At 48.6% G+C, this 16,405-nt stretch carries 15 protein-coding genes; 13 read left to right on the top strand and 2 right to left on the bottom strand.

From position 1 onward, the window contains the following. The first annotated feature begins 3 nt into the window (after nucleotides 1–3). The 8 genes from PPG34_RS01855 (at nucleotide 4) to PPG34_RS01820 (ending at nucleotide 7,545) form a co-directional block, all read left to right on the top strand. Nucleotides 4–783: a LysM peptidoglycan-binding domain-containing protein gene (locus PPG34_RS01855; RefSeq protein ID WP_313831433.1), complete on the top strand. Its 780-nt coding sequence runs from the start codon at nucleotides 4–6 to the stop codon at nucleotides 781–783. A 12-nt stretch (nucleotides 784–795) separates the two neighbouring features. Next, a complete protein-coding gene (locus tag PPG34_RS01850; RefSeq protein ID WP_313831432.1) occupies nucleotides 796–2,004 on the top strand; it encodes a type II secretion system F family protein in 1,209 nt (402 codons plus the stop codon). Between the two features lie 102 nt (nucleotides 2,005–2,106). Next, the gene (locus tag PPG34_RS01845; protein ID WP_313831431.1) at nucleotides 2,107–3,837 is read left to right on the top strand and encodes a GspE/PulE family protein; all 1,731 of its coding nucleotides are present in this window, start codon (nucleotides 2,107–2,109) and stop codon (nucleotides 3,835–3,837) included. Beyond that, on the top strand, nucleotides 3,834–4,982 hold the full coding sequence (locus PPG34_RS01840; protein ID WP_313831430.1) for a hypothetical protein: 1,149 nt from the start codon (nucleotides 3,834–3,836) through the stop codon (nucleotides 4,980–4,982). The genes PPG34_RS01845 and PPG34_RS01840 overlap by 4 nt, the downstream gene beginning before the upstream one ends. Beyond that, complete coding sequence (locus PPG34_RS01835) at nucleotides 4,979–5,602, top strand: PilN domain-containing protein (RefSeq protein WP_313831429.1); 624 nt, start codon at nucleotides 4,979–4,981, stop codon at nucleotides 5,600–5,602. Before PPG34_RS01840 ends, PPG34_RS01835 begins: the two co-directional genes overlap by 4 nt. Further along, nucleotides 5,603–6,178, top strand: coding sequence for a type 4a pilus biogenesis protein PilO (locus tag PPG34_RS01830; protein WP_313831428.1), 576 nt, complete (start codon nucleotides 5,603–5,605; stop codon nucleotides 6,176–6,178). Continuing rightward, nucleotides 6,175–6,786 carry a hypothetical protein gene (locus tag PPG34_RS01825; RefSeq protein ID WP_313831427.1) on the top strand — a complete coding sequence of 204 codons (612 nt, stop codon included), beginning with the start codon at nucleotides 6,175–6,177 and terminating at the stop codon, nucleotides 6,784–6,786. Before PPG34_RS01830 ends, PPG34_RS01825 begins: the two co-directional genes overlap by 4 nt. A gap of 3 nt (nucleotides 6,787–6,789) precedes the next feature. Beyond that, the gene (locus PPG34_RS01820; RefSeq protein ID WP_313831426.1) at nucleotides 6,790–7,545 is read left to right on the top strand and encodes a retroviral-like aspartic protease family protein; all 756 of its coding nucleotides are present in this window, start codon (nucleotides 6,790–6,792) and stop codon (nucleotides 7,543–7,545) included. 137 nt (nucleotides 7,546–7,682) lie between these two features. Here the strand turns inward: PPG34_RS01820 and PPG34_RS01815 are convergent, their stop codons facing one another. Further along, nucleotides 7,683–8,714 carry a pectinesterase family protein gene (locus PPG34_RS01815; protein WP_313831425.1) on the bottom strand — a complete coding sequence of 344 codons (1,032 nt, stop codon included), beginning with the start codon at nucleotides 8,712–8,714 and terminating at the stop codon, nucleotides 7,683–7,685. 173 nt (nucleotides 8,715–8,887) lie between these two features. Here PPG34_RS01815 and coaE point away from each other — a divergent pair, with 173 nt between their 5' ends. The 3 genes from coaE (at nucleotide 8,888) to thiI (ending at nucleotide 11,739) form a co-directional block, all read left to right on the top strand. Then, a complete protein-coding gene (gene coaE, locus PPG34_RS01810) occupies nucleotides 8,888–9,535 on the top strand; it encodes a dephospho-CoA kinase (RefSeq protein WP_313831424.1) in 648 nt (215 codons plus the stop codon). A gap of 114 nt (nucleotides 9,536–9,649) precedes the next feature. Next, nucleotides 9,650–10,567 (top strand): thioredoxin-disulfide reductase, encoded by a 918-nt coding sequence (gene trxB / locus PPG34_RS01805; RefSeq protein ID WP_313831423.1) that lies wholly within the window; start codon nucleotides 9,650–9,652, stop codon nucleotides 10,565–10,567. Further along, the gene (gene thiI, locus PPG34_RS01800) at nucleotides 10,567–11,739 is read left to right on the top strand and encodes a tRNA uracil 4-sulfurtransferase ThiI (protein WP_313831422.1); all 1,173 of its coding nucleotides are present in this window, start codon (nucleotides 10,567–10,569) and stop codon (nucleotides 11,737–11,739) included. The genes trxB and thiI overlap by 1 nt, the downstream gene beginning before the upstream one ends. Nucleotides 11,740–11,810: 71 nt before the next feature. Here thiI and PPG34_RS01795 read toward each other — a convergent pair whose 3' ends face one another. After that, nucleotides 11,811–14,105, bottom strand: a complete 2,295-nt coding sequence (locus PPG34_RS01795) for a tetratricopeptide repeat protein (protein ID WP_313831421.1) — start codon at nucleotides 14,103–14,105, stop codon at nucleotides 11,811–11,813. Between the two features lie 216 nt (nucleotides 14,106–14,321). On the opposite strand from PPG34_RS01795, the gene PPG34_RS01790 reads away from it, so the two are divergent. Together PPG34_RS01790 and PPG34_RS01785 are read left to right on the top strand one after the other, a co-directional pair. Continuing rightward, complete coding sequence (locus tag PPG34_RS01790; RefSeq protein WP_313831420.1) at nucleotides 14,322–15,137, top strand: dienelactone hydrolase family protein; 816 nt, start codon at nucleotides 14,322–14,324, stop codon at nucleotides 15,135–15,137. 116 nt (nucleotides 15,138–15,253) lie between these two features. Continuing rightward, complete coding sequence (locus tag PPG34_RS01785; protein ID WP_313831419.1) at nucleotides 15,254–16,399, top strand: hypothetical protein; 1,146 nt, start codon at nucleotides 15,254–15,256, stop codon at nucleotides 16,397–16,399. Nucleotides 16,400–16,405: the final 6 nt, after the last annotated feature.

The following is a 16,405-nucleotide window of genomic DNA, read 5'->3' as shown; positions in this document are numbered from 1 at the left end:
TTTATGAAAGATACATCTCTTTTTTTAGTGAAAATCTCCTCGATTTTTTTACTAGTTGTGATGTCTCAGGGCTGTGCCCACCAAACGCAATCATCATCCTCTCCGATAAAACCACCACCGGCATATTCCAATTCGACTATGGCCATTGAAGCCAAGGCGGAGGCCGATACCTTTCGCGCGGCCCTCGCTTCGGAACGCATCAAAGCTGCCAAACAAGCCGCAGCCGTAAGGTCGGCCCAGCAGGAAACGGCTGCGCTCAAAGCCCGAGAACTGGAACATGCTGAAAAGATTTCACAACTGAAAACCGAACTCGCGACCATCACGGCGGAACGAGATCAACTTCGCGTGGAAGTCACCCATTTGCGAGCGAAAACTGCCTCGGCCCCACAGGTGCTTCAACTGGTCACCCAAATGCGAACCATCGAAACCTCTCTGAATAATCTCAGCTCCTCGTTGGGAACACTTTCCGAAGATATTGTGACCTTACGAGATGAAGTCGAACAGCAGAAAATAATAGCCAGCAAGCCATCCGTGTCATCCACCAATCCCCCCTCAGCTGAAGACCGTATAGTCGGCACTGACCTGATTGTCGTGCGCCGAGGCGATTCCTTGTGGCAACTGGCTCGAACGTATGGCACGACCGTCAATGAATTGAAACGACTCAACGGGCTCACGAACCACACGATCGTCGCGGGGCAATTTCTTAAGATTCCATATGGTGAAGATCTTGATCCTGGAGAGCTCGCTGAGATGCCCAGTAAAAAGGACAAACCCACCCCGTGATGGGGATATCCCATGCCGCAGTTTCATTATCGAGCCGCACGTACCGATGGCACTATTGTCGATGCCCATGCCGATGGAATCAGTGAGGGTGCCGTACGGAGCCAACTGGAAAACCAGGGTTTGTTCGTCCTGGAACTTGATGGCGAACAGACCCAGGCCAACCTTACCAAAGGCATTCATTTTGGCACCAAGCTGTCTCTCCGGGACTTCCTAATTTTCAATCAACAATTCCTGGCCCTTGTCAAAGCCGGTCTGCCCATTCTCAAAACTTTTGACATTCTGACCGAACGGGCCCTCAACCCACATTTCCAAGTGGCCCTACAACATGTGAGAGAAGGCATTCGTGGAGGTGCGGCCATTTCAGAAGCCATGACAGGACAGCCGAAATATTTTGCGGATCTCTATCGGGCCACCATTCAATCCGGTGAGCACACTGGCAACCTCGTTGATGTGCTTCAACGATACATTGCCTATCTGAAACTCATTATTTCCGTACGGGAAAAAGTTTCGAAAGCCTTGGCCTATCCAGCTTTTCTGGTCTTTGTTGGGCTTTGCGTGGTCGGATTTCTTTTAGGATATATCATGCCGATCTTTGCGGAGGTTTACACTCAACGAGCCGCTAAACTTCCAGCTCCCACTCAATTTCTCCTCGACATCGTCGGATCGATTTCACAGTGGGGTCCCTGGGCCCTTGGGTTTGGTATCGTCACCCCCATTCTCTTTTACGTTTGGATTAAAACACCCCTGGGTCTTTACCAATTTCACAATGTCCTACTACGGCTCCCTTTAATCGGGGGCATCATGATCAAAAACCAAATCATTCGTCTTTCACGAACGTTAGCCACCATTCTTGCTGGTGGGATTCCCCTGTTGACCGCACTCACGATCACGGCGCAGGCCATGACAAATAAGGTCGTTTCTCACTCTTTGAGCGAGGCCAGTTTACGGGTTCGTGACGGAATGGGACTGGCGGCATCATTGAAACAAGAAAATTTTCTGCCTCGCATGACTCTCGAAATGATCGAAGTGGGAGAGTCTACGGGTTCTCTGGAAACCATGCTGCAGGAAATCGCGGAATTTCATGAGAGCGAACTGGATTTGCAATTGAATCAATTAACCACCTGGATTGAGCCCGTGCTCTTGCTCATCATGGGGTTTCTAGTCGGAGGTATTGTCATTGTGATGTATCTCCCAGTGTTCCAATTAGCGGATACCGTGTAATGGGAATCATGATGCGTCATGCGCTAGGCATATGGTGTAAAAATAGTTCCCTTAAGCACTCACGCTTCACGTTGTACGCAGTACGCATCTTGTAGAGTTAATATGGCCACACCAGTTAAACGCACATCATTAGAAGAAATTTTATTGAAGCATGAACTGCTTTCGCCCACTCAATTGAGTGAATGCATGCAGCGTGCTGAATCCACCGCCACACCTCTTCGAGAAATATTGCTGGAAGAGGGCCTGGTTAAGGAAGAACCTCTCGCCCGAGCTATCGCGGAACAGTTTGGTCTGCCCTTCGAACCTTTGCATGAGTTCCGCGTGGACCCAGATTTCTTTTCCACCATTCCCGTTGAATGGATGCACCGCCAACCGTTCGCTCCACTTTCCAGTCAAGATGGATTTCTTACCATTGCTGTGACAGACCCGCAAAATTTACGGGCCATTGATGAATTGGAGTTACTCCTAGGTCAAGAAGTTCGATTGGTCGTTACCACCAAGACGGCGATTGAAGATGGGCTGGCCGCAAGCGAAGGCAATAAACAGGCCCTGACACGAATACAAGCGGAACTGCATCCCGTGCTCGTCAAAGAGGATGATAAGGGAGAAGAAATTCTTTCGGTCGAAAGCATTTCCAGAGATCAAAGCCCGGTCGTCAAGTTAGTTGATACTATAATTCTCAGCGCGCTCCAAAAACATGCCAGTGATATTCATATCGAACCCAATGAAAATAGCATTGAGGTCAAGTTTCGAATTGATGGTGTGCTGTACCCGGCCATGGAACCCCTTGCGCCCTCCGTGCATTCTTCCTTGATTTCCCGGCTCAAGATTATGTCGGAACTGGATATTTCCGAGCGACGCATCCCTCAAGATGGTCGCTTCAAACTGCACGTGGAAAAGCGCACGGTGGATTTTCGTGTATCGATTCTTCCAAGCGTGTTTGCTGAATCCATCGTGATTCGGGTCCTGGACAAATCAAGTATTACCACCGGAGTCGGAGGCTTGAACTTGGATGTCATGGGATATCCCCCCGAAGACCTCAGACGATTTCGACGCGCCATCACCCGGCCGTACGGTATGGTGCTGGTGACCGGACCAACTGGAAGCGGAAAAACCACGACCCTCTATGGTGCGCTCAATGAAGTACATTCTCCTGAGGACAAAATTATTACGATTGAAGATCCCGTGGAATACCAACTAGGCGGCATCGTGCAAATTCCCGTCAATGAAAAGAAAGGATTAACCTTTGCGCGAGGGCTGCGATCCATTCTCCGGCATGATCCTGATAAAATCATGGTCGGGGAAATTCGTGATGCCGAAACCGCGCAAATTGCCATCCAATCCGCATTGACCGGGCATCTCGTCTTTACCACTGTCCATGCGAACAATGCGTTCGATGTCATCTCCCGATTTGTCAATATGGGCATTGAACGATTTAACTTTGTCTCATCCCTCAGCTGCATTTTGGCCCAGCGTCTGGTTCGGGCCATCTGTCCATATTGCAAGGTGCCGGTTCCGGCCGACCCTGACCTATGCCGCGATTCAGGCATCGATTATGAGCGGGCAAAAACCTATACCTTCTATGAAGGAAAAGGCTGTCACGAATGTAATGGTCTCGGGTTCAAGGGACGGCGAGCGATTACCGAGTTTTTGGATGTGAATGAGTCGATTAAAGAAATGATTCTCACGGAACGTACCTCATCGGAAATTCACAACGCAGCCTTTGCGCAAGGGATGACCACACTTCGGCAAAACGCCGTGCAAAAAGTGATACGGGGTGAAACGACCCTTCGGGAAATTAACCGCGTGACCCCCATTGAGGACATTGGATGACACTATTTCCACTCACACGACCCAAAGCCGGTCTGTATATGACAGCCGATTCCATTGGTGTGGCCCATATACACCGACGGTTCGGCCATCAATCGTTTGACGACTATGAAGAGCAGCCCATTCCCACAGGGACCATTCGCCTCTCTCCCCTAGAGCCGAATATTCTTGAAAAAGAACAAGTCATCAGTAATCTCAAGGCTGTTTTTGGGCACCGAAAAGGCCCAAGACCCATCGCCCTCTGCCTTCCAGATCTCTGTGCCAGAACCACCATCCTGGAAATGGCCTCGCTCCCAAACAGCCCCAAGGAACAACATGCGTTAGTCGAATGGCGCTTGCAACAAGACCTGAAACTTTCCAAAGAAAAAAGGCGCATATCTTTTCAGCATCTCTCGCAGAAATCCGATCGACCTGTGCGCCTTCTGGCGACAGCCATCCAGGAAAACATTATCCAAGCCTATGAAAACACTTGCTTAGAAGCAGGGCTCATTCCCGCATCCATTCACCTTGCCAGCCTCGCGGTGTTTAATGTCTGCCGACCCATCATGGAGTCAATCCTTTCCCAATCGAAGGGAAGAATTTCCTTTGCACCGGACACCCAATTTTTCCTGTATCTTGCGGATTGGGGTTTTTCGCTTATTGGTATACGCCACAAGATTCCAGCCTTTTTACGCGTCAAACCATTACGTTACCTTTCACCCTGGCTTCCGCCCATTACCCAACATCAGCCCGAACCTGATCAGGAAGAAACTTCCAGAACAGATTTGAACCATGAGAATTTCGAAAAACCTGCGGCTGCTGATGAACCAAGCAATCTACACGCATTTTCTCCACCAACCGTCGATTTCCTCACGAATGAAATTGTAGGCACATTACAATATTATTTCGAAACGTACGAAAAGTCTTTTTCTCCGGATGAGGTCTATCCATTATTTTTGATTGGAAGCCACACTCCCGATCAAACCTTGCCGAAAATTTCCGAACTTATTGAACAAGAATTTCCTTGGGAGGCCGGACTTGGCAAACCACGAATCAAAGCCTTTCCCTTATTTCCCGGCACGCCAAATGTAAAACCGAAGTCCCTAACCGGGTTGCCGACTTGGACGAGTACTTCCCTGCCGGCATTTTCCGCGACGAGTCAAACATGAACATCCCTCGATTACACATTCCTCTCACCGCACAAGGCCTGACAACCATTCGAATGATTCAAGCCGGCCTTGCAGGTATCTGCGTATTCCTCCTATTGACGATGAGTTGGATCTGGTGGGAAACGCAACAGATTGAAGCCGAGACTCTCAAAGAGGAAGAAACCATCGCACGGGTGATGGAAACCTCTCGACAATTTCGGCAACAAGCCGAATCCAACGGCTACAACCTCTCGGATCAAGGACTTCAGGCACTCTCGCAACAAGTCACCTTTGCGAAAGAATTGACCTCCCTACAAAAATTTTCCTGGACCCAACTATTGAACGATTTGGAATCCGCCGTTCCTTCCCGCATTGCCATGGAATCCGTGATCTTAGATTTCCAACATTCGACCATCGCCTTAAGCGGGACCGCCCTCACACTAGAGGACCTGTCCGCGCTCGTAAATGGGCTCGAACAACATCCGGCGTTTCGAGACATTGTGTTGTCCGATCATAAATTTCAAAAGAAAAAGGACAAAGACAAGAAACACAAGTTTTCCTATTTCGTGTTTAACTTAGAAGTCACCTACCAACCTCAGGGGCAGGAACCATCACGACAAAAAGTCCCCAAGAGCGCCTAAATGAATCTGCCAAACACGACACTCTCACCAACTGCCAATACCACGCTTCGATTTTTAAAACCCTTAGTCGGTCTCACGTGCGCCAGCTTACTTGGGTGCATAGGAATGTATTTTGGTGTGCTTATTCCAACGGAAGACCGGCATGCCCAAGTGGAAGCCACGCTTACTCAATTGCAACAACAACACGTCCAGCGGCAGAAGGCCAAAACGACCCAAACGCAATTAGCCGGAATATGGAATAAACTACCCGTCCCTGAAGATTTTTCTGATTTGGGAGTTACAATCACAACACTGGCCAAATCCAACAACGTACGAATCCCCGGGATGCAATACCATCAGAACAAACAGAAGAATAAACTCGCAGCAAAGGGGGATATTTCCTTTGATGCCTTTGGTCCGTATGAGGCCATCCGAAAGTTTATATTCGAGTTGGAGACCTCGGGGACCTATCTCATCATTGAAAAGTTAACGGCTGAACGATCAAAAAAAGGTGAAGATGTCGCCTTTAAAATGCGCATTGGAACGTATTTCAAACCGGAAGGCGCTCTATCCGTGAAAGGATTCACCTCACCGTGACTAAACGCGAAAAAGGCCTCCTACTCATAGGCGTCCTCCTTCTTGGAGCCACCTTGATCATTGTTGAAGATATGGAACAGGAGGCTCAACAATACGCCCCCACAAATATCCAAGCCACAAGACCCGCTTCCCGGGAAACCGGTCCCTTGGGTTTTGGTGTAGACCACACTGTACCAATCACTCTCAATACTCCCAGAAACATCTTTGCTCCTCTGAAAGATCCCAATCAACCAAAACCCACCGTAGCCAAAACGCGGGCCAAACCTGAAGCCACGCCGCCCAAACCACGTGCCCCGAAGGCCGCACCGGTCAACACCCCACCGCCACCTCCTCCACCACCTTCACCGAATAATTTGGCCGCTCAGCAGGCCCAACAACAATTGCGGCAATACCAATTTTTAGGATACTTAACCAAAAAAGGTGACCAACAGGTATTCCTGAGCAATGGTCAAGCGATATACATTGTGAAGCAAGGAGAAACACTAGAAGGGGATATTCAAGTGAAATCCATTGAACCTACGGCCGTCGTGTTATCGAAATATCTGAAGGGCATTGGAGAAACCGTGGAAGCCACAATTCCCTTGACCAAAGACGGAAATAAAACCTAACCGATGCGGACAAGATCCACATTTTGCTCGAAAGGATTCGCATGGGGACTTACCATCCTTGTTCTTGTGGCAATCAACCCTACGGCCATGGCTACTATGTATCGATGTTTTGACGCCCAAGGTTCGGTGGTTTTAACCGACAGTCCAGCACAACTCGAAGACTGCACGATCCTTGATCCGAAAAAACCTACGGCGCAAATAGCGCCTTCTCCAATTCCGAATCCAGCACAGGCTCATCCCCCTCGGCAACATCCCAAAAGGGCTTCCATCTCACAAAGATACGAACAGACCAAAGAAGGCACGACCAAGGAACAATCCGACCAAGATAACGAGGCCATTGACAAAAAAAAAGAAGAACTTGAGACGATTACCGTCCCCATCACAAAAATTGGCGGTTCTATGGTAGTCCAAGTGACGCTAAATGGTTCGGTTGATGCCCATCTAATTGTGGACACAGGTGCCACGATGACAGTGCTGTCGTACGATATCGGAATTGAACTGGGGTTACTGTCGGGATCGGATGTGAGTTTGAATACGGTCAATACGGCCGGTGGGTCGGTTCAGGTCAGCATGTCAAATTTGGAATCCCTCCAAGTTGGAGCAGCCCATGCTTCCAATGTGGCCGTCGCCATCCATGATTTACCAGATGGAATTTCAGGAATATCCGGCCTCCTCGGGATGTCCTTCCTCAGAAACTTCGAAGTCACCCTCGACGCCGACCAAGGCTTTCTTCGTTTACGTCCCAAAGCAAAGAAGTAACGTTTTACTCTTTCCTTTTAGCAAGGTTTAACTCAATCGATAACACCACGACCAACCCTACAAACACTACTCGCCTTGATCCCATGAATGTAATCAGGTGGAATTCGCAGAAAACCTCAAAATTTTTGGGAGCAATATTATTGGCTGATAGGACCAAGCGCGCCGAGAAAGGGGAATTCTCCGACATTCAACAACGGTGAGTCGGTTTGTAGTCTGAAATCGCCACGATCCGGGGCGACAAAATGTGGAGATACATAAAGTGCATTGTGTTGGGAATTACCAGATGAGGATGTGGGAGCAGTTTCGCTGATTTGATCATGGGCACCATTGTTATGGAATGCGTTGTAGGATCGTGTCACGTTCGCCGTGGAAGAATATGCCACTCCCACTTTTGAATCACTAATAATATTCCCTCGAATATCTCCGAAAGACTCATCTTGAAATTTCACGCCGCCACCGTTGTTGACTAGCGTGTTCTGGACAATAGAGGCCTGACCTTTATCTGCCACCAAAATGGCCTCAAATAGGCTCCGAGTAATCACATTATTTTTCATTTCAACTTTCGAGGTACCTCCCACCGAAACGCCGTGATCATTATCGTGGATGATATTGCCCACGAGAATTGCGTCTGAATCAGCAAAGGCCATGCCCGTGGTTTCACTGCCACCCACAATGCAGTGTTCGATTCGCACTCGTTGGACTTGCTGGACAAAAATTAATCCATTGACGTGTATGTCTCGAAGCATCACCCCCGCCCCATTAAAAATACCTATTCCAAGACCACCGTGTTGTTGAATCGACATCCCGCTAATTTCGACATCAGTCGCGCCATACGGCCACTTGCCAATATGAAGCGTGCCAACACGGTTCAACCCTGCAATAAATACTTTCTTCCATCCCTCGCCGACGATTTTCAGTCCCTCTTTACTATGGACGGTCACGTCTTCACTATAGTTTCCTGCCTTAATGAAAATGGTATCGCCATTATGCGCTTGATCAATGGCCTCTTGAATGGAAATGAATTGCCCGGTTCCATCTAACGCCACAACCCATGTCGCCCCACCAGGTGTTTCGGATCCATGGGGGAGAAAACCCTCTTGGGCCGTGACCAGACTTGCTCCACAAAGGAGGCACCCCAAAATGATGATTGTGGTTGATAGAAATTTCATATGTTTCATTTTTTCAGGAGCGGTACGCGGTTCCCCCCCGCCTCAATCACATATTGAGACACCCTTCTTAGGCAAATACAGGAAATTCTGAGAGACGGTCAAGTGTCGAAGGGGTGAGACTCCATCTTTTCCACACTCGACGCCTAGGGGAAATCTCGGTAATATGGGCTCCCATGTTACTTGTTGGCTTAACCGGAGGTTTAGCGTCAGGAAAGACCACCGTGGCAAAAATGTTCCAAGAATGCGGGGCGGAAGTGATCGATGCCGATCAACTCGCACGGTCCGTAGTCCAACCCAAACGGGCGGCTTGGAAAGACTTGGTGGCGACCTTCGGTACAAACATTCTACACGATGACCAGACCCTTAATCGTCAAGCCCTCGCTGCCCGGGTCTTTGGACACCCCAAGCAACTGAAAAACTTAAATGCTATCGTGCACCCGCGGGTCGCTCGCGAGCAAGCGAACATCGCCAGATCCATCGCCAAGCAACACCCTGATGCCGTCATTATTTATGATGCGGCCTTATTGATTGAAGCCAATGCGCATGCTCGAATGGATCGCGTGATCGTAGTGACCTCCGATCAACGCACCCAAATTTCTCGAGCCTGTGGAAGGGATGGAATGTCTCGAAAGGAAGCCTTGGCCCGCATACGTGGCCAACTTCCCATGCGGGACAAAAAAAAATTGGCGGATTATCTGATTGATGGCACTTTGCCCCTCGGTGAACTTCGAGGAAAAGTTCATAATCTTTATGGTGACCTCTTGGCCCAAGCCCAACAGAAAACCCACGAATCTCGGAACCATCGAAAAGCAAAGCCCTAACCGGCATTCAACCTGAAGACCTCTTTACCTTTTCAGGACCAGGACGAAATCGGTATCATAGTTCCTAATACCCGTATTTAAAAAATTTTCATCTTCAACCCAAGGATTTGTCAGATGCACAACGTTGTGATTATTGGATCAGGCCCTGCCGGGCTCACGGCTGCCATTTACACCGCTCGCGCCAACCTCGCCCCTTATATGCTGGAAGGTTCACAAGCTGGAGGGCAACTCACCCTTACCACCGATGTTGAAAACTTTCCAGGTTTTCCCACGGGCATTATGGGGCCGCAACTTATTCAGGATATGCGAGCCCAAGCGGAACGCTTTGGGACCACCTTCGAGGCTGCGGATGTGACCAAGGTGGATTTTAGCCAACGTCCGTTTACTATCACGATTAATGACGAACGAACGATCCAGGCCAAATCGGTGATTATCTCCACCGGTGCCTCTGCAAATTTATTGGGGCTTCCTTCCGAAAGCCGGCTCCTTGGGCATGGAGTCTCTACCTGTGCGACCTGTGATGGATTTTTCTTCCGAGGGCAGCCTATCGCTGTGATTGGTGGCGGAGACAGTGCGTTGGAAGAAGCCACGTTTTTAACGAAGTTTGCCAGCCATGTGACGGTCATCCATCGACGCGATAAACTTCGAGCTTCAAAAATCATGCAAGATAAAGCCATGAAAAATGACAAATTATCGTTTCGCTGGAATGCGGTTCCTGATGAAATTTTGGGAGACGAAGTGGTCACCGGCATTCGACTCCGCGATACCGTGACCAACCAACCCGAGACTCTGGATTGCAAAGGGGTGTTTGTAGCCATTGGGCATACCCCCAACACCCAGATTTTCACGGGACAGATCGACACAGATGCCAACGGCTATATTCAAACTACACATGGCACCGCGACCAATATTCCCGGAGTCTTCGCCGCCGGAGATGTGCAGGACTCTCACTATCGACAGGCCATTACGGCAGCGGGTACGGGGTGCATGGCCGCTCTCGATGCTGAACGCTTTTTGGAGGCGTCTGAATAATGCCCTGTGCCCTCGTGCACTATCACGAATTGGCCCTCAAGGGTGGGAACCGAAAATTCTTTATCCAACGGATGGTGCAACACCTCCGAAATTCCCTTCGCCACCATAACGGCATTCAAGTTGACTCCCTCCCGGGGAGGGTGAAGGTCAGCTTCCAGGACGGTACGCCATGGACAGCCATCGAAGATGGCATTCGGCATACCTTTGGCGTGGTCAATTATTCTCTGGCATATTCCCTCCCTATCGATTATGGAAACCCAGACTTGCAACCCCTCTGTAAAGCCATTGAAGCACAACTCCCCACTCAATCCTTCCACACCTTTCGCGTCACGACCAAACGGGCGGATAAACGATTTCCTCACACGTCCGTGGAAGTGAATCGAGAAGTGGGGGCATACCTTCATGAGATTACGGGAAAACCGGTTCAACTACATAAGCCGGACCTGACGATTTTTATCGAGATCGTGGATCACACAACGTATTTTTCTCTAAATCGCCAACAGGGTCCGGGCGGGTTACCCACTGGCATGAGCGGGAAGGTGGTGTGTTTGCTCTCAGGCGGGATTGATTCTCCAGTGGCTGCCTATCGCATGATGAAGCGTGGCTGCAAAGTGACGTTTGTACACTTTCACGGTCGGCCGTATCTCTCCAGGGCATCGGAGGAAAAAGTTCGAGATTTAGCGAAGCATTTAACACGGTATCAACTCTATTCTCGGCTCTTCCTCATCCCCTTTGGTGAAATTCAGCGACAAATCGTATTGGATTCTCCAGCCCCGATTCGAGTGGTCCTCTATCGTCGGATGATGATGCGCATTGCCGATCACATCGCCGAAAAAGAACAGGCGTGGGGTTTGGTTACCGGAGACAGCCTTGGGCAAGTGGCATCCCAAACCGCGGAAAACATTCAGGTGGTCAGTGAAATTCCTAAGCTGCCCATTTTGCGACCACTCATTGGCATGGACAAAATTGAAATTACCAACGAATCGCAACAAATTGGGACGTTTGACACTTCCATTGAACCGGACCAGGATTGCTGTACATTATTTGTCCCGCCGCACCCGAACACCAAATGTCGCTCACATGACATTTGCAAAGCGGAGGAAGGATTGGCCATTCAGGAGATGGTTGAGGCCGGGTTAAAGAATGCGGAATTAGTCGAATTTTCCTGTTAGACATAAAAAAAGCCCGGCTTTTTGGTTAAGACAAAGCCGGGCTTTTTTATTTATTTTACGACGGTTACTTCTTATAATTCAGCTAACGTTTTTTTTGCCTCTTCGGCTTCGGGGAAACGATCACTCAGCTTCAGGGCTTTGCTAAGGGCCTTCTTCGCTTCTGCTGGATCTCCCTTTTTCAATTGGGTCATTCCCAAGTGATAGTAGACAGTGGGATTGTCTTGCAATTTCTCCGCAGCCTCGCTCAAATACGACACGGCCTTCAAATAAGCATTTTTCTTATAGTAAATCCAGCCTAACGTATCGGCAATATTCGGATCACTGGGTCGTTGTTCACGAGCAATTTTGGCATAAGACAACGCTTCATCCAGGTTACTTCCCTCCTCGGCAAGAATCCAGGCCAAGTTGTTCGCTGCCGGAGCAAAGGTGTCGTTTATTTTCAAGGTTTCGCGATAATGCTCTTTAGCTCCTTCATGATCTTTCCGCTGCTCGGCAATCATCCCCAACATCATGTGGGCCGATACCAGTTTGGGGTTCTTGGCTAATGCCGTTTCATATTCCTTGACCGCATCATTCACGCGATCGGTCTTGCGATACAATTCAGCCAAATTCATATAAGAAATTTGAACCGTATCATCGATGCTGATGGCCTTTCGAAAGGCCTGTTCAGCTTCATCCATTTTCTTGGCTTGCATCCAGAGGCCACCAAGGAGGTTGTGAAGCAAAGGATTATCCGGCACCGTTTTAATTTGGTTCATGACCCGTTCACGAGCTTTATCTGCTTTGCCCTGAGTCAGATGCACCGCCGCAATTTGAGAGACCGCCTGCACGAAATTCGGATTACCTTCGACCGCCTTCTCAAAATGTGTCAAGGCCCCCTTGTAATCCTTATCATTAGCCGCGATCACACCCAAGCGATATTGGCTGGATGCATCCATGGGTAGTTGTTCAACAATCGCTTCATATACCTTTTTCGCTTTGGCAATTTCCCCTTTTCGAAAATAGGCTTCAGCCAAAACACGAACAGAGGGAAGATTTCGTGTGTTTAAACGAAACGCCGCTTGGGCCCCTTCAATCGCCAGATCATAGGAGCCTTCAGCCAAACGAATTCCGGCCAAAGCATTACGAGCCGCGATCATATTGGGCGCGAGCTTCACCGCCTCAGTAAGCTCGTGCACGGCTTGTGCCCCATCGTTATTCGCTGCATGAGCAATACCCAAATAGTGATGAGCCATAGCCATTCGAGGCTCTTCTTTAATCACGCGTTGCAGTGTCGCAATGGCCTCGCTCACATTCCCCTTCATGACTTGGACTCGGGCGTTGGACACCCGCCCTAAGAGGTTATTCTTATTTTTATCCAACAGCCCTTGGATCAGGGGTTGAGCTTTGTCGAGATTTCCGGCATCCAAATGATAAGTGATGACTTTTTCCTGAGCCACTTCTGAGTCAGGTTTAAGGTCTAACGCCTTTTGAAAATGGGCGATGGCTTCATCCCCTTTTCCTATTTGAACGAAAAATTCCCCTAGTTGGATATGCCCCACTTCACTTTGCGGTTTTTTCTCAACTAATTGGCGTAAGGTCTTTTCAGCTTTCTCCCATTTCCGCACTAACTGATAAAATCGGGACAGTTTAATGTAAAAGGCCTCGTTGTCCGGTTCCAACTCCAACGCCTTCTGATACCGTTGTTCCGCCTCATCGACCTTCCCGGTGATGAGGTAAATATCACCTAAGGTTAAGATCAACTCCGTGGAATTTGGTTGTTTCGCCAACCCTTCCTTGAGCGCCGCAAAGGCATCCTCAGGCTTTTTTAATCCAATATAGGCTTTGGCCAAATCAATGTATGTATTGGTATTATCTGGATCGAGTTGAATGGCCTGTCGAAATTCTTCAATTCCTTGATCAAATTCTTTTTCGATGATCAGAGACCTTCCCCGCAATAAATGCCCTTTAGGATCTTGAGGCGCAGAAGCCAATACAATATCCGCATGTTTTCGGGCTTTTTCCGGTTGTTTGGCTAATAAGTAAAACTCACTCAATTTAATTTGGGCATCTTGAATCGAAGGATCTAAGTCAACAGTGGTGGCCAATTCCCCAAATGCCGCTTGGAGGTCACTCATTCCCCCAAGTTTCATATGAATCAGCGCCAATTGATAATGCGCATTGGCATCCTTCGGATCGATCTGCACGACGTTTTTATATTCAATCAGGGCTTCCCGATATTTTTCCTCAGCGAAATAAGCCTGTCCCCTTGAGATATGTTCAACTTTTTTCTCCTCCGCTGACATTTGCGTACACCCCCACCCTGTGGCGATCAACGCAATGGTCAAGGTCACGGACATTGTCATTTTCAACATTGGATTACGCATAGGGATCGTCCTTACTTTGAGTGAAAAATCACCAATAAATATGCTCCGAAATGAGCCATCAATTGCTTAGGTTTTTGGGGCCTTATAGTGTGTTCCTTCTCATCGCGCTGAGAGAAGGGTTTCGTTGACAAGACTTTGACACGGTCGATATAGTTCTTTTCGGTCTTAATAGCCTGTCCCTTTAGCGATTAAATCATTAGAAAGTGGAAAAATCCCATGTTAAAACGTGAGACTCCTTTTACTCCAAACCAAATCGGTTTCAGTTCGGTTCGCTTTTCGAGTAAGGGGGTTTTTGACACTCATAAGGACAAAATGGTGGATCCCTATGCCCAAACTCGGATCCCCAAAGAAGCTCAAGTCGAAGGGGTGCATTTTTTCCCCCAAGAAAAGGGCAAATTCCCCTCAATTGTCTTACTCCACGAGCGTTGGGGGCTCAATGGACAGATAAAGGCGGTGGCCACTCGATTGGCCTGTGAGGGCTATGTGGTATTAATCCCCAATCTTTACGGACGCCAGGGAGGGATGATTACCGCTAATGCCGAAGTCGCCGATGCCCTGGTTGACCGAATGGACCAAGAAACGGTCCTCGAAGACATTAATGCCTCTTGTGAATGGCTCAACACAAACATTGCCGAAGACGAACTGCTCGATCAGACAAGACGCAATTTTCATGCCGTCATTGGATTTGGAATTGGCGGGACCCTCGCCATTCGATTTGCGTGTCGCAGGCGACGGTTACGAGCTGCCGTAGCGTTCTATGGAAACCCAACAAGCTCCCTAGAGCATATCCAAGGGATGCTCTGTCCACTGCTGATTCATGCGGCAGAAAAAGACGACCTGGTCACTAAGGACGAACTCGATGCCTTCAAAACGGCTGCGGACGATGCGGACAAAAACCTCCAAATCATTACCTACCCTGGGACAACTCATAGCTTTTTTAATGAATCCAAACCCGATGTCTACCATGCCGAATCCGCTGAAAAGGCGTGGGAAGAAACCTTGGCGTTCATCAACAAGGTCCTCAAGGTTTAAACCGACGTGTAACCGTGTGTGGCTTTCTCCGTCGCCCCATTTCCTTCCCATCCTTTAGGCCCAAACCACCAAGACCTATTCTTTCAGAAATAGTTTCTGGATCGGCATCGCGACTAATGTTCCTCGCGGCTTGCGTGTTTTCCTTTATTTATGCCCAAGGATTTCACCTGACACTTTTTCCATCATCCGCTCATGCGCAAGAGTTGAACTTCGAACACTTTTTGCTAAAGGCATCTCCCGCAATTCATGAAGTGACATCGGACTCCCAGGCCCAAGAGCTAGTGCAGTCCATTATGGGACCGTTTGTCCAAGCACTTCCAAGCTCCCAGTTTCGAAATCGCTCCCGGAAAAACACGCCACTACCAGAATTTCTTATTAAAAAAATGGTTGAACTAAGCGCGAATACAGCCGAATGGCATTATGCCACTGAATTGGAAAACACATTTCAAACAGAAAAAGCGAGTCCAGAATCCTTACCTCCAAAGACATCGAAGGCACAACTAAACTGGGTTAAAAGTGTATTACCACAATCTACGCTGCATCACGTCCAACAATGGGCTGCGATCTACCTGGAACTCAAAAATGTTCAAGAATCCCCAAATGCATCATTGACTGATTTTCCGGACTATGCCCATTATCTTCACCAACAATACTCCGCCGAAATAAATGGAAATATAAGATGGCTGACCATCGCAAAGAAGGAGGGAATTCAAGGTATTACCCAACGGTTATATGAATATTGGAGGATGGAGACCACAAACACCTCGGACAATCATGAAGTTTCATCGGCGGACCAAGATTCCTACGCGGCACGCTATGTCCATCAATATTATCTTCCCTTACACCAAGCCTTCTTGCGTACAGCGTTGATGAAGCTACAAATAGAAACAGAGCGTCAAGCCCGAGTCCTCTGGAATGAATTACGACAATGGCAAAAAGAACAAACGAATGCTCAGGGGCTCTTCCGGCTCTGTGGCACCTGGCAATGGCTCATTCATAACCATCAAAACCATGGTGATCACAAAACCCTCATGATTTACCCCCCACCCTCGCAGTATGACCGGATGGATCCCAGACCTGCGACCATTCAAGTCCAGGGTGATACAGTCTACATTCGATGGGTGTTCCCTCGGGGAATTATTCAAGAAGAAAGCCTGCTGTTTAGCGAAAAAGACCGAGCCTTATCCGGCACGTTTGTGAACAACTTGGGTCCCAACGGCAACATCACCGCACGCCTGGTCAAACCATGTTCCGAGCCATAACCTCCT

The organism is Candidatus Nitronereus thalassa (assembly GCF_032191465.1).
Lineage (GTDB): Bacteria > Nitrospirota > Nitrospiria > Nitrospirales > UBA8639 > Nitronereus > Nitronereus thalassa.
This window is presented reverse-complemented; position numbering and strand designations above follow the sequence as displayed.

Coding starts and splice junctions, on each gene's coding strand:
- PPG34_RS01855 (WP_313831433.1), top strand. CDS start 4: ATGAAAGATACATCTCTTTTTTTAGTGAAAATCTCCTCGATTTTTTTA.
- PPG34_RS01850 (WP_313831432.1), top strand. CDS start 796: ATGCCGCAGTTTCATTATCGAGCCGCACGTACCGATGGCACTATTGTC.
- PPG34_RS01845 (WP_313831431.1), top strand. CDS start 2,107: ATGGCCACACCAGTTAAACGCACATCATTAGAAGAAATTTTATTGAAG.
- PPG34_RS01840 (WP_313831430.1), top strand. CDS start 3,834: ATGACACTATTTCCACTCACACGACCCAAAGCCGGTCTGTATATGACA.
- PPG34_RS01835 (WP_313831429.1), top strand. CDS start 4,979: ATGAACATCCCTCGATTACACATTCCTCTCACCGCACAAGGCCTGACA.
- PPG34_RS01830 (WP_313831428.1), top strand. CDS start 5,603: ATGAATCTGCCAAACACGACACTCTCACCAACTGCCAATACCACGCTT.
- PPG34_RS01820 (WP_313831426.1), top strand. CDS start 6,790: ATGCGGACAAGATCCACATTTTGCTCGAAAGGATTCGCATGGGGACTT.
- PPG34_RS01815 (WP_313831425.1), bottom strand. CDS start 8,714: ATGAAATTTCTATCAACCACAATCATCATTTTGGGGTGCCTCCTTTGT.
- coaE (WP_313831424.1), top strand. CDS start 8,888: ATGTTACTTGTTGGCTTAACCGGAGGTTTAGCGTCAGGAAAGACCACC.
- trxB (WP_313831423.1), top strand. CDS start 9,650: ATGCACAACGTTGTGATTATTGGATCAGGCCCTGCCGGGCTCACGGCT.
- thiI (WP_313831422.1), top strand. CDS start 10,567: ATGCCCTGTGCCCTCGTGCACTATCACGAATTGGCCCTCAAGGGTGGG.
- PPG34_RS01795 (WP_313831421.1), bottom strand. CDS start 14,105: ATGCGTAATCCAATGTTGAAAATGACAATGTCCGTGACCTTGACCATT.
- PPG34_RS01790 (WP_313831420.1), top strand. CDS start 14,322: ATGTTAAAACGTGAGACTCCTTTTACTCCAAACCAAATCGGTTTCAGT.
- PPG34_RS01785 (WP_313831419.1), top strand. CDS start 15,254: ATGTTCCTCGCGGCTTGCGTGTTTTCCTTTATTTATGCCCAAGGATTT.